12 protein-coding genes are annotated in these 12,599 nt (G+C 71.9%); 7 read left to right on the top strand and 5 right to left on the bottom strand.

Going from position 1 to position 12,599, the window contains the following annotated elements; all coding sequences use genetic code 11:
- Positions 1-33 precede the first annotated feature (33 nt).
- The gene (locus AB0C25_RS30150) at positions 34-1,338 is read left to right on the top strand and encodes an MFS transporter (protein WP_357377552.1); all 1,305 of its coding nucleotides are present in this window, start codon (positions 34-36) and stop codon (positions 1,336-1,338) included.
- Positions 1,339-1,408: 70 nt separating this feature from the next.
- Here AB0C25_RS30150 and AB0C25_RS30145 read toward each other — a convergent pair whose 3' ends face one another.
- A complete protein-coding gene (locus AB0C25_RS30145) occupies positions 1,409-1,651 on the bottom strand; it encodes a mycoredoxin (protein WP_357066605.1) in 243 nt (80 codons plus the stop codon).
- A gap of 92 nt (positions 1,652-1,743) precedes the next feature.
- Between AB0C25_RS30145 and AB0C25_RS30140 the strand changes: the two genes are divergently transcribed.
- The 3 genes from AB0C25_RS30140 to AB0C25_RS30130 all read left to right on the top strand — a co-directional run bounded on the left by AB0C25_RS30140 (position 1,744) and on the right by AB0C25_RS30130 (position 4,775).
- Positions 1,744-3,909, top strand: coding sequence for an ATP-dependent DNA helicase UvrD2 (locus AB0C25_RS30140; RefSeq protein ID WP_357377550.1), 2,166 nt, complete (start codon positions 1,744-1,746; stop codon positions 3,907-3,909).
- A 122-nt stretch (positions 3,910-4,031) separates the two neighbouring features.
- A complete protein-coding gene (locus tag AB0C25_RS30135; RefSeq protein WP_357377548.1) occupies positions 4,032-4,280 on the top strand; it encodes a hypothetical protein in 249 nt (82 codons plus the stop codon).
- A gap of 129 nt (positions 4,281-4,409) precedes the next feature.
- Positions 4,410-4,775, top strand: coding sequence for a WhiB family transcriptional regulator (locus tag AB0C25_RS30130; RefSeq protein WP_328420094.1), 366 nt, complete (start codon positions 4,410-4,412; stop codon positions 4,773-4,775).
- Positions 4,776-5,095: 320 nt separating this feature from the next.
- Here AB0C25_RS30130 and AB0C25_RS30125 read toward each other — a convergent pair whose 3' ends face one another.
- The 3 genes from AB0C25_RS30125 to AB0C25_RS30115 all read right to left on the bottom strand — a co-directional run bounded on the left by AB0C25_RS30125 (position 5,096) and on the right by AB0C25_RS30115 (position 7,938).
- Positions 5,096-6,442, bottom strand: coding sequence for an AarF/ABC1/UbiB kinase family protein (locus AB0C25_RS30125; protein WP_357377545.1), 1,347 nt, complete (start codon positions 6,440-6,442; stop codon positions 5,096-5,098).
- Positions 6,439-7,551 carry a hypothetical protein gene (locus AB0C25_RS30120; protein WP_357377543.1) on the bottom strand — a complete coding sequence of 371 codons (1,113 nt, stop codon included), beginning with the start codon at positions 7,549-7,551 and terminating at the stop codon, positions 6,439-6,441. Before AB0C25_RS30120 ends, AB0C25_RS30125 begins: the two co-directional genes overlap by 4 nt.
- A 216-nt stretch (positions 7,552-7,767) precedes the next feature.
- Positions 7,768-7,938, bottom strand: a complete 171-nt coding sequence (locus tag AB0C25_RS30115; protein WP_167457767.1) for a DUF5679 domain-containing protein — start codon at positions 7,936-7,938, stop codon at positions 7,768-7,770.
- Between the two features lie 513 nt (positions 7,939-8,451).
- Here AB0C25_RS30115 and AB0C25_RS30110 point away from each other — a divergent pair.
- Together AB0C25_RS30110 and AB0C25_RS30105 are read left to right on the top strand one after the other, a co-directional pair.
- Positions 8,452-8,982, top strand: a complete 531-nt coding sequence (locus tag AB0C25_RS30110) for a M48 family metallopeptidase (RefSeq protein WP_357246727.1) — start codon at positions 8,452-8,454, stop codon at positions 8,980-8,982.
- A gap of 319 nt (positions 8,983-9,301) precedes the next feature.
- Positions 9,302-9,910 carry a hypothetical protein gene (locus AB0C25_RS30105; RefSeq protein ID WP_357377541.1) on the top strand — a complete coding sequence of 203 codons (609 nt, stop codon included), beginning with the start codon at positions 9,302-9,304 and terminating at the stop codon, positions 9,908-9,910.
- 261 nt (positions 9,911-10,171) lie between these two features.
- On the opposite strand, the gene AB0C25_RS30100 is transcribed toward AB0C25_RS30105, so the two are convergent.
- Positions 10,172-11,461 (bottom strand): zinc-dependent metalloprotease, encoded by a 1,290-nt coding sequence (locus AB0C25_RS30100; protein WP_357377539.1) that lies wholly within the window; start codon positions 11,459-11,461, stop codon positions 10,172-10,174.
- Between the two features lie 115 nt (positions 11,462-11,576).
- Between AB0C25_RS30100 and AB0C25_RS30095 the strand changes: the two genes are divergently transcribed.
- Positions 11,577-12,590 carry a PDZ domain-containing protein gene (locus AB0C25_RS30095; protein ID WP_357377537.1) on the top strand — a complete coding sequence of 338 codons (1,014 nt, stop codon included), beginning with the start codon at positions 11,577-11,579 and terminating at the stop codon, positions 12,588-12,590.
- The last annotated feature ends 9 nt before the right edge of the window (positions 12,591-12,599 follow it).

The following is a 12,599-nucleotide window of genomic DNA, read 5'->3' as shown; positions in this document are numbered from 1 at the left end:
CCACCCGGGCACGCCATCCCGCCGGAGGGACCCATGCGCACCGTCCTGCGCCGACCCGACTTCCGTCTGCTCTTCGGCGGTCTGCTGGCCAGCATGACCGCCGAGTCGATCCTGCTGCTCGCGCTCGCGATCTGGGTCAAGGACCTGACCGGCTCCAACGGGCTCGCCGGCGGCACCATCTTCGCCGTCGTCGCCCCGATGACGCTGGCACCGGTGATCGGCTGGTTCGTCGACCGCTACCCACGCCGGCCGTTCTTCGTCGCCGCAAACGTGGTCACCGCGGCAGTGCTCACCCCCCTGTTCACCGTCGCGGACGCCGGTGACGTCTGGGTCGTCTACCTGGTGGCGGCCCTGTACGGGTTGTCGTCGATCACGCTCGGCGCGGCGCTCAGCGGGCTCATCCGGGAGTTGGTGCCGGTCGAGCTGCTCGCGGAGGCGAACGGCGTGCTGCAGACCGTACGGCAGGGGATGCGGCTGATCGGTCCGCTGGCCGGCGCGGCGCTCTACGCGGCGCTCGGCGGGTGGGCGCTGGCCGGGATCGGCATGGTCGGATTTCTGACCGCGGCGGCGGTGGTGACCGCGCTACCCACCCCGAAACAGGCGCCCTCGCCCACGCGACTGCGCTGGCCGGCCGAGTTGGGTGCCGGTCTGCGGCACCTGGCCGGCGAGCCGGCCCTGCGTCGGGCGCTGCTCGGTTACGGGCTCGGGTCACTGGTGATGGGGTTCAGCGAGTCGCTCATCTTCGCCTACGTCGACCAGGGGCTCAACCGCGACGCCGCGTTCGTGGGTGTGCTGGTCACCGTGCAGGGCGTCGGCGGGCTGCTCGGTGGACTCTGCTCACCGGCGCTGGTCCGCCGGTTCGGAGAGGTCGGCACCCTGGCCGCCGGGGTCGCCTTCTTCTCGCCAGCCGCTTTCGTGCTCGCGTACCCCGATCTTCGGCTCGCCTTCGCGGCCGTGCTGCTGGCCGGCGTCTCGCTGCCCCTGACGATGGTGGGTCTGCACACGCTGATCCAGCGCCGGACCCCGCCGGCGCTCGTCGGCCGGGTCGCCGCGGCCACCCAGGCGGTGGTCAGCGGGCCGCAGGCGTTCTCCATCGGGGCGGGCGCGTTGCTTGTCGGTTTCCTGGACTACCGGATGCTGTTCGCGCTGGTGGGGATGGCCGCCCTGGCGGCCGGCAGTTACCTCTGGCGGGGTCGGCACCTGAGCGCCCCGCCCGGTACCCGTCCACCCACGCCGCCGACCCGTCCGACCGGCCCGAGGGTCCCGGCGCCCCGGCGACCGGTCGAGGACGCCGAGCGGCCGGTGTCGACGGGCACCCGCCGGCGACCGCCCGGGTGACGGATACCGGACACCAACGAGCGGTCGCCCGGAGTGGGGCGACCGCTCGTTCGGAAAGTGACCCGGCCGATCAGGCGTCGAGGGTCTCCAGGTGCTGCTTGACCTGGGTGATCGAGGGGTTCGTCAGGGCGCTGCCGTCGGCGAAGCGCAGCGTCGGCACCGTCTGGTTGCCGCCGTTGACGCTCATCACGAACTCCGCGGCCTTCGGGTCCTGCTCGATGTCGACCACCTCGTACCCGATGCCCTCCCGGTCGAGCTGCGACTTCAGGCGGTGGCAGTAGCCGCACCAGGGGGTGGAATACATCGTCAGCATCCTCGGATCCTCCAACTCCTCCGGCCGCGGCTTGCGGATCAAGCCGAGGCTGTTCGCTGCAACGCTGGGAGGAGCTGAGATGATTCCTGGTTGTGGTGGTTCACTCAGCGTCGGAACGGGTGCTCGCCGGGCTGGACCCGGAGCAACGCTCCGCCGTGACCGCACCCGCCGGCCCGGTCTGCATCCTGGCCGGCGCCGGCACCGGCAAGACCCGGGCGATCACCTCCCGGATCGCCCATCGGGTGCTCTCCGGCGAGATCTCCCCCCGGCACGTGCTCGCGGTCACCTTCACCGCCCGGGCCGCCGCCGAGATGCGGAGCCGCCTCACCGTGCTCGGGGTGGGCGGTGTGCAGGCGCGCACGTTCCACGCGGCCGCGCTGCGCCAGGTGCGGTACTTCGCGCCCCGGCTGCTGTCCGGTCGCGCCATGCCCGAACTGCTGGACAGCAAGGTACGACTGGTCACCCTCGCCGCCGCCCGGGTCGGCCTGCGCACCGACCGGGCTGCGGCGCGGGACCTGGCCGGTGAGATCGAGTGGGCGAAGTCGTCGTTGGTCGAGCCGACGGACTACGTGGTGTCCGCGGCCCGGGCGCTGCGCGACACACCACACGAACCGGCGAAGGTCGCCGACGTGTTCACCGCGTACGAGCAGCTCAAACGCTCGAACGGGGTGATCGACTTCGAGGACATGCTGCGGGCCGCGGTGTGGGGGATCGAGGAGCACTCGGACGTCGGCGAGCAGGTCCGCGGCCAGTACCGGCACTTCGTGGTCGACGAGTACCAGGACGTCAACCCCCTCCAGCAGCGCCTGCTCGACGCCTGGCTGGCCGGCCGCAACGACCTCACCGTGGTCGGCGACGCCAGCCAGACGATTTACTCGTTCACCGGGGCGACCTCGGCGTACCTGGTCGACTTCCCCCGCCGGCACCGGGGCGCCACGGTGGTCCGGCTGGTCCGCGACTACCGGTCCACCCCGCAGGTGGTCGGGTTGGCCAACGCGGTGATCGCCCAGGCCCGGGGCACCGAGGCGCGGCTGCGGCTGGAGTTGAGCGGGCAACGCCCACCCGGCCCCGAACCGGACCTGCGGATCTTCACCGACGAGCCGGCCGAGGCCAACGCGGTGGCCGCGCGCTGCCGGTCCCTCATCGACACGGGTACGCCGGCGAAGGAGATCGCCGTGCTGTTCCGGGTCAACGCGCAGTCCGAGGCGTACGAGAAGGCGCTCACCGAGGCCGAGGTGCCGTACGTCGTGCAGGGCGCGGAGCGGTTCTTCGAACGGACCGAGGTGCGCCAGGCGATGGTCGCGCTGCGGTCGGCCACCCGGTCGATCCCCGGGGAGACCTCGTTGCCGACCGCCGTCGTCGAGGCGCTCACCGCGGTCGGCTGGGCCCCGGACGCGCCCCCGGCCGGCGGTGCGGCCCGCGAGCGGTGGGAGGCCCTGTCCGCGCTGGTCCAGCTCTCCGAGGAGTACGCGGCCACCCCCGAGGTGGTGCCGATCGGCGAGGCCGCGTCGGTGGAACGCCCCGTCACCCTCACCGACTTCACCGAGGAGCTGGCCCGGCGGGCCGCCCAGCAGCACGTACCGACGGTGGACGGGGTGACCCTCGCCTCGCTGCACTCGGCCAAGGGTCTGGAGTGGGACGCGGTCTTCCTGGTCGGCCTCGCCGAGGGCACCCTGCCGACCACGTACGCCAAGACCGTCGAGCAGGTCGAGGAGGAACGCCGGCTGCTCTACGTCGGCATCACCCGCGCGCGGCAGTGGCTCTGGCTGTCGTACGCCGCCGCGCGCTCGCCGGGCGGACGAGCCCGGCGGCCGTCGCGGTTCCTGCCCCAGCTGGACCGCTCCGGCGGCACCGAACGGGCGACCGCCGGCACCGGTCCGGCCCGCCGTCCCGAGCGGCGGCGCACCCAGATCGTCTCCTGCCGGATCTGCGGCGCCACCCTGCTCGCCGGCCCGGACCGCAAGCTCGGCCGTTGCCCCACCTGCCCGTCCGACATCGACGAGGAGCTGCACGAGCGGCTGCGCGAGTGGCGGCAGCGGGTGGCCGGGGCGCAGAAGGTCCCGGCGTACGTGGTCTTCACCGACGCGACGCTTGTCGCGTTGGCCGAGCGGCGGCCCGGCCGGCCCGAGGAGTTGATCGCCATCGCCGGTATCGGCCCCCGCAAGCTGGGCCTTTATGGGGAGTCGGTGCTGGCCCTCGTGGACGGTTCGGGGGTGGATGACGTCTGCCCGGAGAAAACTTTCGAAATCCAGTCGTAAATTCGTTTGCCCTCGCCCCGGCGCGAGGAATAACCTCAGGACACACCACGCGAGCGGCGCCATTCCGGCTGCTCACGGGGTTGGTCCAGTCGATTTCGAGGAACGTGAGGGAGGTGGCACCCGTGAAGATCTTCACCTATGAGCGTCTGACGGCGATGCCGTCTGTCTGCGCTCCGCTGTCGGCTGTCCGGGTGGCCCTTGCGGCTGCACGGCCGTCGGTTCCGCAGGTGCACCAGGTTCAGGCCGAGCTGATCCTGACCGTCGCACCAGTCGGAGTCGAGGGGACCAGTGGCTCCACTGGCAATGGCATCCAGGTCGCCAACAAGCGCACGGATGTCCGCGGCGTTCCGCCTCGAGGTAAACCGGTCTGACCATCAGACACCGGCTCACCTCGAGGCCGCGGAACCCGCTACCGGGATCCGCGGCCTCAGTTTTTTGCCCGCCGTAAGTACGTCGGAATGCGATCCACGAGATCGAAGTGAGAGAGAGGTGAGCGGGAGATGAGTCTGGCGTTGGCCCCCCTCGACGTGAGCGTCGAGATGGAGGCGAACCTGCCCTGCCGGAAGTTCGACCCCGACCTGTGGTTCTCCGACTCGCCTGCCGAGCTCGAGCTGGCCAAGTCGCTCTGCGGGGACTGCCCGCTGCGCGTCGAGTGCCTGGCCGGGGCGGTGGAGCGGGCGGAACCGTGGGGCGTCTGGGGCGGCGAGATCTTCGAGCGTGGCGCGGTTGTTCCGCGTAAGCGGCCCCGTGGCCGTCCGCGCAAGGAGGACGTCGCGCGTGACGCCGAGCTTCGGGTCGAGGCCGAGGCGCGCCTGGCGGCCAGTGGGCTGTCCGAGGTGCGTGGCGCGGTCCGGCTGGCAGCCTGACATGTTCCCGACCCGTACCAACTACGCCGGTGGCACACCGGCAGTGAGCGAGATGACGATGTTCAACCTTTCGACCGGAGCCTTCGAGATGCAACTACTCCACCAAGCGTTGTCCAGGGCTCGAACGCGTCGGCCTCAGGCCGGTCGTACCACCACGCGCACTGAGGCAACCCGATCCGCCCGTACCGTCGCTATGAACAGCCGCAACCAGACGGCTCGTGACCTGGGCGTTCTCTAGTACCACCGCGATGCGAGGAAGGGCGGGTGCCGACCGGCACCCGCCCTTCCGCATGTCGTGCGGCGTTCGGGCCTCGGCGTGGTCAGGCGACCGGGGCGAAACCGGGCAGCCAGCGTTCCAGGATGCTGCGGTACGGGGCCTTCGCCTCCAACTGGCAGAGCACCCCGATCGAGCCGAGCGTCACCCGGTGGATCAGCAGGTACGACGGCGGCAGGTTGAGCTGCCTGCTCAGCTGGTAGGTGGGGGAGCGGGGGCTGGCGAGTCGACCCGCCTCGCCGCGCAGCCAGGCCCGGGTGAACCGGAAACCGTCTGCCGCGATGGGCTCCAGCATCGGACGAATGAAGTCGAGCACCCCCTCGGCGTCGATCTCCTCGGTGGCGCCGATGAAGCCCTCCGACCGCAGCCCGGCCACCACCTCGTCGGCGTCGCCGCGCAGGGCCAGCGCGGCGATGCGACCGATCGGCTCCGGCGTGCCCTCGGGCATCCGGGCCACCGCGCCGAAGTCGATCACACCGAGTCGGCCGTCCGGCAGCATCCGGAAGTTTCCCGGGTGCGGGTCTGCGTGCAGCAGCCCGGCCCGCTGCGGCGCGGAGAGGTGCAGGGTGGCCATCAACCGGCCCGCCTCGTCCCGCTCCTCCTCGGTGCCCTCGCGGATGATGTCGGCCAGCGGAGTGCCCGTCACCCACTCGGTGACCAGCACCCGGGGTGCCGCGTTGATCACCTGCGGGATGTAGATCTCCGGGTCGTCGGCGTACGCCTCCGCGAAGGCGCGCTGCGACTCGGCCTCCAACTCGTAGTCCAGTTCCTCGGTGATCCGCTCCCGCAACTCGACAAGGAGTGGCTTGACGTCCAGGCCCGGCTGGATGGCCCGGAACATCCCGCCCAGGCGGGAGAGCTGCTTCAGGTCGGAGAGCAGCGCCTCGCCGGCCCCCGGATACTGGATCTTTACAGCCACGTCGCGGCTGTTCGGCGCGCCCGACTCGTCGAACCCCGGCTCACGCCACCGTGCCCGGTGCACCTGGCCGATGCTGGCCGCGGCCGCTGGGACGTCGTTGAACTCGACGAACCGGTCCCGCCAGTCCGGGCCGAGCTGCTCGGCCAGCACCTTGTGCACGCTGGCGACCGGCAGCGGGGGCGCCGCCTCCTGGAGCTTGGTCAGCGCCTGGCGGTAGGGCGCGGCGATCTCCTCCGGCAACGCGGCCTCGAAGACCGACAACGCCTGGCCGAACTTCATCGCCCCGCCCTTGAGCTGGCCCAACACGCTGAACAGTTGCTCGGCGGTGCGCTGCTGGATCTCCGCGGAGATCACGTCGGAGGCGATCCCGGTGACGCGCTTTCCCATGCCGAGAACGGTCCGGCCGGCGAAGCCGAGCGGCAGGGCGGCGAGCTTGGCGGTGCGGGACACGGCGCGGCGCGGGATGTCGGTCACTCGGCCATTGTTACCGACCGGAGGGCTCCGCTGCTGCTCTGCGGCCGGGCTGGTGCGGACGCTCGCCCACGCGAGCACTCGCACGCCGGGTGTGGCGGCCAGCCTCGACGTCGGAAACGACCCGCACCGGTGATCTCCATGGCCGCGCCCAGCGTCTCCGGCTGCCCGCCGTCGAGCTGTGTCAGTGCCTCGGCCAGCGCGTACCCGATGGCCGCGAGCAGCGTGCCGGTCGCGCCGGCGGCGACCGGGTCCGCCGCGGCGAGTTGGGCGGCGAGCCGCGGCCAGTCCGGGTCGCGGTCGGCCCGGTGCAGCTCGACGCAGTGCAGGCAGGGTCCGGCGGGTGGGCAGACCAGCGGCCCGATGACCGGTACGCCCTCGCGCAGGGTGACCAGCAGGTGTGGCTGCCGACGCTGGGCGAGACCGGCGGCGAGCAGCGCGGGTGGCCGGTCCGTGCCGAGTTGGATCACCAGGTCCACCCGGCCCGCCCGGCCCGGGTGGGTGGTGGTGCCGGGCGCGGCGCGGTCGACCGCGGACCGTACCGCCGGCGCCAGCGGATGGCCCAGCTCGGCGGCGGGAATGCCGGTGCCGACCAGGTCGACGGGGCGCACCGAGCCGGTGAGGAGAGGGACCACCTGCCCGACGCCGGCCTGCGCCAACGCCACCGTCAGCGGCCCACCAAGCGCCCCGGCGCCGGTGAGCACGACTCGGGCGGTCCGTCGTCGACGCAGGACCTGGGCGGGGGTGCCGGGTAGCCGAGCGGCGGCGAGGGCCAGCGCGCCGGCCTCCGCGGTGAGCCGGGCGCGGGCGGGGCCGGCCAGGTCACGGGGGAACAGGCTGTGCGCGGGCACCAGCAGGCCGGCCGCACGCAGGGCGTCGAGCAGCGTACGCGCGTCGTCGTTGGTGACCTGCGCGGCGGCCGCCCGAGCCAGCACGGTGCGCTCGCTGTGGGTGCCGTCGAGCAGGTCGAGCAGGTGGGCGGCACGCGGGTTGGCCAGTTCCAGCAGCACTGCCGGCCCGGGGCCGACGCCGAGCTGGAGGGTGTGGCGGTCTCGCCACAGCCGGTTGAGGCCGGGCAGCAACGTGGGGCGGGGCAGAACAGTGCGGCTCATGGTCACCAATCGTGAGCGCTTCTTCGCGCTCGGTCGATCGTTGTCCACAGGCGCTCAGGCCGCTGTCCAGCGTCGTCCACAGGCTTTGCCGGGTTATCCACAGCCCGTCGGCGAGGCTGTCGGCCACCCGACAGGGCGCCGGCGACCCGCCGACCGGCGGAGACGGCAACGGGGCGGGGTGACCGTCGGCCACCCCGCCCCCGCCGCTCGTACGGGTCAGACCTTGGCCTTGCCCAGGATGCGGTTCACTGTTGTTCCGCATACCGGACACTTGCCCTTTGCCATGTTCATTCCGGTCTTCGAGACCTCGACGTGCCCCTCGAAGTCCCGCTTCTCCTTGCACTTCACGCAGTAACCGTTGTAGGTCGTCTGGGCCTGGTCGGCCACGGTGCCCTCCTCGTCTCGTCCGCCGGTCGATGCCGTCCCGGCGGGGTGCCCGGCGGCGGGCCACACGGGGCGCCGGCGCTGGGTCTCACTCCACGGCCACCTACGTGACCGCTGGTCCGCGGACCCTACCCAGGTCTGGGCGGTTCCATGTCAGCTGTGCATCGACACTGTGAGCTAGTCGACGTCGAGAGTGTGCATGGCGAAATAGGTCGGATAAGTCAGTTTGGCGGGGACACGCCGACCAAACCCCCACAGACACCCGTGCGAGTGCCCCCGAGGGGGCGTTTGGCACCGTGATCACTTACGGTGGGGAGGTGCCGCGTACCGGCGCCATCGGTGTTCACCAAGGGTGACGAGGTGGTGCGGTGCCGTTGCGGTCAAGAAATTTTCTGGACGCCTGTCGACTAATCACCACTTTCCGGGCGCGTGTCGGGTGGTTGACTCTTGCGGACCCCTGGTCAGTGGGCATTAGCTTTCCTTCGTGACACGTAGCCGAGGCTGCGCGGGCCAGTGATGGCGGGGACGCGCAAGCCGGTCGTCGAGGTGCGGCGCAGCCAGCGTCGGCGACGCACGGTGTCCGCGTACCGTGACGGTGAGCGAGTCGTCGTTCTCATCCCGGATCAGTTCTCCCGGGCCGAGGAGAGCGAGTGGGTCGACCGGATGCTCGCCCGGCTCGCCGCCCGCGAGGGGCGGCTGGCCCGCTCCGACGCCGAGCTGCTGGCCCGTGCCACCCGGCTCATCGACCTCTACCTCCCCGGGTACGCCACGAAGGCGGTGCCCGCCAGCGTCCGATGGGTCACCAACCAGAACGGCCGATGGGGCTCGTGCACCCCTGCCGACCGCAGCATCCGGATCTCACACCGCGTTCAGGAAATGCCCGACTGGGTGATCGACTACGTGCTGCTGCACGAGCTGGCACACCTGATCGTGCCCAGCCACAACGCCCGGTTCTGGGCGTTGGTCGGCCGCTACCCCAAAGCCGAACGCGCTCGCGGCTACCTCGAAGGTGTTGCCGCCGCCTCCGGCGCTCCGCTCCCCACCTGATTGGCCTAGATCGACTCGGCTTCCTGAAAACCGCGCTGTCGATGCCCTCCGGAGGCCGCGCTTTCCCCGGTCTCGACCTGATGTGCCCTAGATCGACTCGGCTTCCTGAAAGGCGCGCTGTCGACGCCCTCCGGAGGCCGCGCTTTCCCCAATCTCGACCTGATGTGGCCCAGATCGACTCGGCTTCCTGAAAACCGCGCTCTCGATGCCCTCCGGAGGCCGCGCTTTCAATGAAATCGAGTCGATCATGCGGTGTCCTGCGGCAGGGCGGGCAGGGCGGGTGGGTCGGGCAGGCGGGGTGGGGCGCTAGGGTCGGGGGATGGCGCGACGGGTGGTAGTGGCGTTGCTCGGGTCGGTCTCCTGGTCGCCTCCGGGCGTCGACCTGGCCGAATGGCGAGCGGCTCTCGCGGAAGACGTCATCGACCTGTTCGCCACGCTCAACGAGGTGGAGGTCGCGGTCGCGGTGACCCCGACCGACCGGGCGCTGGCCGACGCGCTGGTGTGGCCCGGCACGACGGTGTTCGAGGTGGCCGAGCCCACGCCGAACGCCGTGTTCGCCGCGCTGGAGGGCTACGACCAGGCGGCGGTGCTGGTCGCAGACGTGCCTGACCTGCCCGCGCTGACCGTCGGCAAGCTGCTGCGCCCACTCACCACCCGACCGGTCGCGGTGGCTCCGGTCGAGGGTGGCGGGCCGGGTCTGCTCGGGGTCGCGGTACGGCTGCCCGCGCCGGACTGGCTACCGACGCTGCACCTGGACACGGCGACGCCGGCTGAGGCGCGCGCCAACGCCCCGCGCCCCGCTGACGTGGCGGTCACCACGGGCTGGCGCCGCCTGCGCGGCCCGGCTGACCTGGCCACGCTGGACCCGGCCTTCGAGGGTTGGGAAGCGACCCGCGCACTGCTCTCCGGCTCGGGCCGCCCCGCCTGAACCTGTCAGCCTGCCTGCCCACAAGGTCCGTGCCGCTGCCCGCCGGCACGGCTACCCGCGAGCCCACCGGCAGGATCGCCCCGCTGGCCCCGCTGGCCCCGCTGGCCCCGCTGGCCCCGCTGGCCCCGCTGGCCCCGCTGGCCCCGCTGGCCCCGCTGGCCCGGGCCAGCCGGGCTGAGCTGTCAGCCCTGCCGACAGCGCGCCCGGGTGCCCGTTGTCGATCCTGGGGGCACCCGGGCGCAGGCCGTCGTTACGCGGACATCAGGACTTGGCGTCGTCCTCGCCGTCGGTCTCGTCGGGCTGGCCGGGGGCCTTCTCCTCCACCCCGCCGGGGGCGGTGAAGTCGAAGCTGTCCAGCTCGCTCAGGTCCATGTCGTTCATCGCGAAGGCGACCGGGTCGGCGAAGTCGTCGTCCGAGGGGAGCAGGTCCGGGTGACCCCAGACGGCGTCGCGGCCTTCGATGCCTCGGTGCTCGGTGAGCGCGGCCCAGAGTGCCGCGGCCTCGCGAAGGCGGCGCGGGCGCAGTTCCAGGCCGACGAGTGCGGCGAAGGTCTGCTCGGCGGGGCCGCCGGCGGCCCGGCGACGGCGGAACGCCTCACCCAGCCGGACGACGTTTGGCAGCCGGTCGCTGGCGGCGCTGTCCACGACGTGGCAGACCCAGCCCTCGACCAGGGCGAGTGCGGTCTCCAGTCGGGCCAGGGAGGCCTTCTGCGCCGGGGTGTCCTCCGGGGTGAAGATGCCCTCCAGGGCGATCGCCTGCATCGACTCCGGGTCGGTCGGGTCGACCCGGCCCATCGCCTCCTCGATCGCGTCCCGGTTGACCCGGATGCCCGCGGCGTACATCTCGACCGCGCTGAGCACATGCCCACGCAGCCACGGGACGTGCTGGAACAGCCGCTGGTGGGCGGCCTCGCGCAGCGCCACGTAGAGGCGGACCTCATCCTCGGGAAGTTCCAGGCCCTCGCCGTACGCCCGGATGTTGGCCGGGATCAGGGCGGCCGTGCCGGCCGGGCCGAGCGGCAGCCCGATGTCGCCGGCGGAGAGCACCTCCGCGGCGAGTGAGCCGAGCGCCTGGCCGAGCTGACCGCCGAAGAGCGCGCCGCCGAGGGTGGCCACCATCGACTGCATCGGGCCGAGCTGGGCGCGCGCCTCCGGTGGCACCAGGTCGCCCATCGCGCCGACCATCCGGCTGGCGACCGGGTCGCAGAGCTTGCGCCACACGTCGAGCGTCTTGAAGATCCACTCGTTGCGGTTCCAGGCCACCGGTGACTGGATGCCCGACGGCCAGGACGAGGCCGGCTCCAACCACAGGTCGGCCAGGCGCAGCGCTTCCTCGACCGCGTTGCGCTCAAACGGTGACACCGCCGGGTCGCCGGCGGCCGCGAGCTGGCTGGCCGCTACCTGCCGGGCCAGGTCCCAGTTGACCGGACCGCTGCCCGGCGCGGAGAGCAGGTGCTGCAACTGCGACATGAACTGCTGCATCTGCGCGGGATCGTTGGGGTCTGGTGGTTGCCCACCCGGGAGCGCGAAACCGAACGGAATATCAGGCACGACGTCTACGGTACGCGGACCGCGCCCCAGGTCGCCGCCGCTGGTGTTGCGCTGAGGGCGAAGTCGCGTGGCGCATCCGGCAGGAGGCGTCCGGCCGGTCGGTACGCTCTGCGGCATGAGACGTCGTGGCCTGACGGTCCTGCTCGGTGCCCTGTTCACCGCCCTGCTGAGCATCGGGGTGCTGCGGGTGCCGATCCCGTACGTGGTGCTCGGCCCCGGCCCGACGGTCAACACCCTCGGCACGGAGGACGGCAAGGAGGTCATCCAGGTCTCCGGGCGGGAGACCTCGACCTCCGCCGGCCAGTTGCGGCTGACCACGGTGGGTGTGCAGCCCACGGTGCGGTTGCGGGGGGCGATCGCGGGCTGGTTCTCCGACGACGAGGCCGTGGTGCCGCGTGAGTTGGTCTACCCGCCGGGGGAGTCGACCGAGCAGGTCGAGCAGCGCAACGCGGAGGACTTCAAGGCGTCGCAGACCAGCGCGGAGACGGCCGCGCTGCGGGAGTTGGGTTTTCCGGTGCAGGTGGTGATCAAGACGGTGGCCGGGGACGGGCCGGCGGCCGGGGCGTTGAAGACCGGTGACGTGATCACCTCCGTCGACGGTCAGCCGGTGCCGGTGGCCGCGAAGGTCACCGAACTGATCCGGGCCAAGCCGGCGGGTACGGCGTTGTCCATCTCCTACACCCGCGACGGCGCGCCGGCCACGGCGACGGTCACCAGTCGGGAGCAGGATGGCCGGCCGCGGATCGGTGTGGAGATCGATCAGCAGCAGCCGCACCCGTTCACCCTCGGCATCGACCTGGGCGACATCGGCGGACCGAGCGCCGGTCTCATGTTCGCTCTGGGGATCGTCGACAAGCTGACCCCGGCCGACCTCACCGGTGGCCAGATCATCGCCGGTACCGGCACCATCGACGACGAGGGCGCCGTCGGCCCGATCGGCGGGATCGCCCAGAAGTTGGTCGGCGCGAAGCGCGCTGGCGCGAAGGTCTTTCTGGTGCCGGCGGACAACTGCGCCGAGGCGGTCCGTAATCCACAGCCCGGTCTGCCGCTGTTGCGGGTGGGTTCGTTGGACGAGGCGATGACCGCCCTGGAGACGTTGCGCGCAGGGGGTCAGCCGACTCGTTGCTGATCGGTGTGA

It is taken from the genome of Micromonospora sp. NPDC048839 (genome assembly GCF_040649915.1).
Taxonomy (GTDB): Bacteria; Actinomycetota; Actinomycetes; order Mycobacteriales; family Micromonosporaceae; genus Micromonospora.
Note: the sequence above shows the minus strand (reverse complement) of the source record. Positions and strands in the feature narration are given on the sequence as shown.

What these genes read in the sequence shown, in the direction of transcription:
- AB0C25_RS30150 (WP_357377552.1), top strand. Translation starts at nt 34, where the DNA reads ATGCGCACCGTCCTGCGCCGACCCGACTTCCGTCTGCTCTTCGGCGGT.
- AB0C25_RS30105 (WP_357377541.1), top strand. Translation starts at nt 9,302, where the DNA reads ATGGCGCGACGGGTGGTAGTGGCGTTGCTCGGGTCGGTCTCCTGGTCG.
- AB0C25_RS30095 (WP_357377537.1), top strand. Translation starts at nt 11,577, where the DNA reads ATGAGACGTCGTGGCCTGACGGTCCTGCTCGGTGCCCTGTTCACCGCC.
- AB0C25_RS30130 (WP_328420094.1), top strand. Translation starts at nt 4,410, where the DNA reads ATGAGTCTGGCGTTGGCCCCCCTCGACGTGAGCGTCGAGATGGAGGCG.
- AB0C25_RS30120 (WP_357377543.1), bottom strand. Translation starts at nt 7,551, where the DNA reads ATGAGCCGCACTGTTCTGCCCCGCCCCACGTTGCTGCCCGGCCTCAAC.
- AB0C25_RS30110 (WP_357246727.1), top strand. Translation starts at nt 8,452, where the DNA reads ATGGCGGGGACGCGCAAGCCGGTCGTCGAGGTGCGGCGCAGCCAGCGT.
- AB0C25_RS30145 (WP_357066605.1), bottom strand. Translation starts at nt 1,651, where the DNA reads ATGCTGACGATGTATTCCACCCCCTGGTGCGGCTACTGCCACCGCCTG.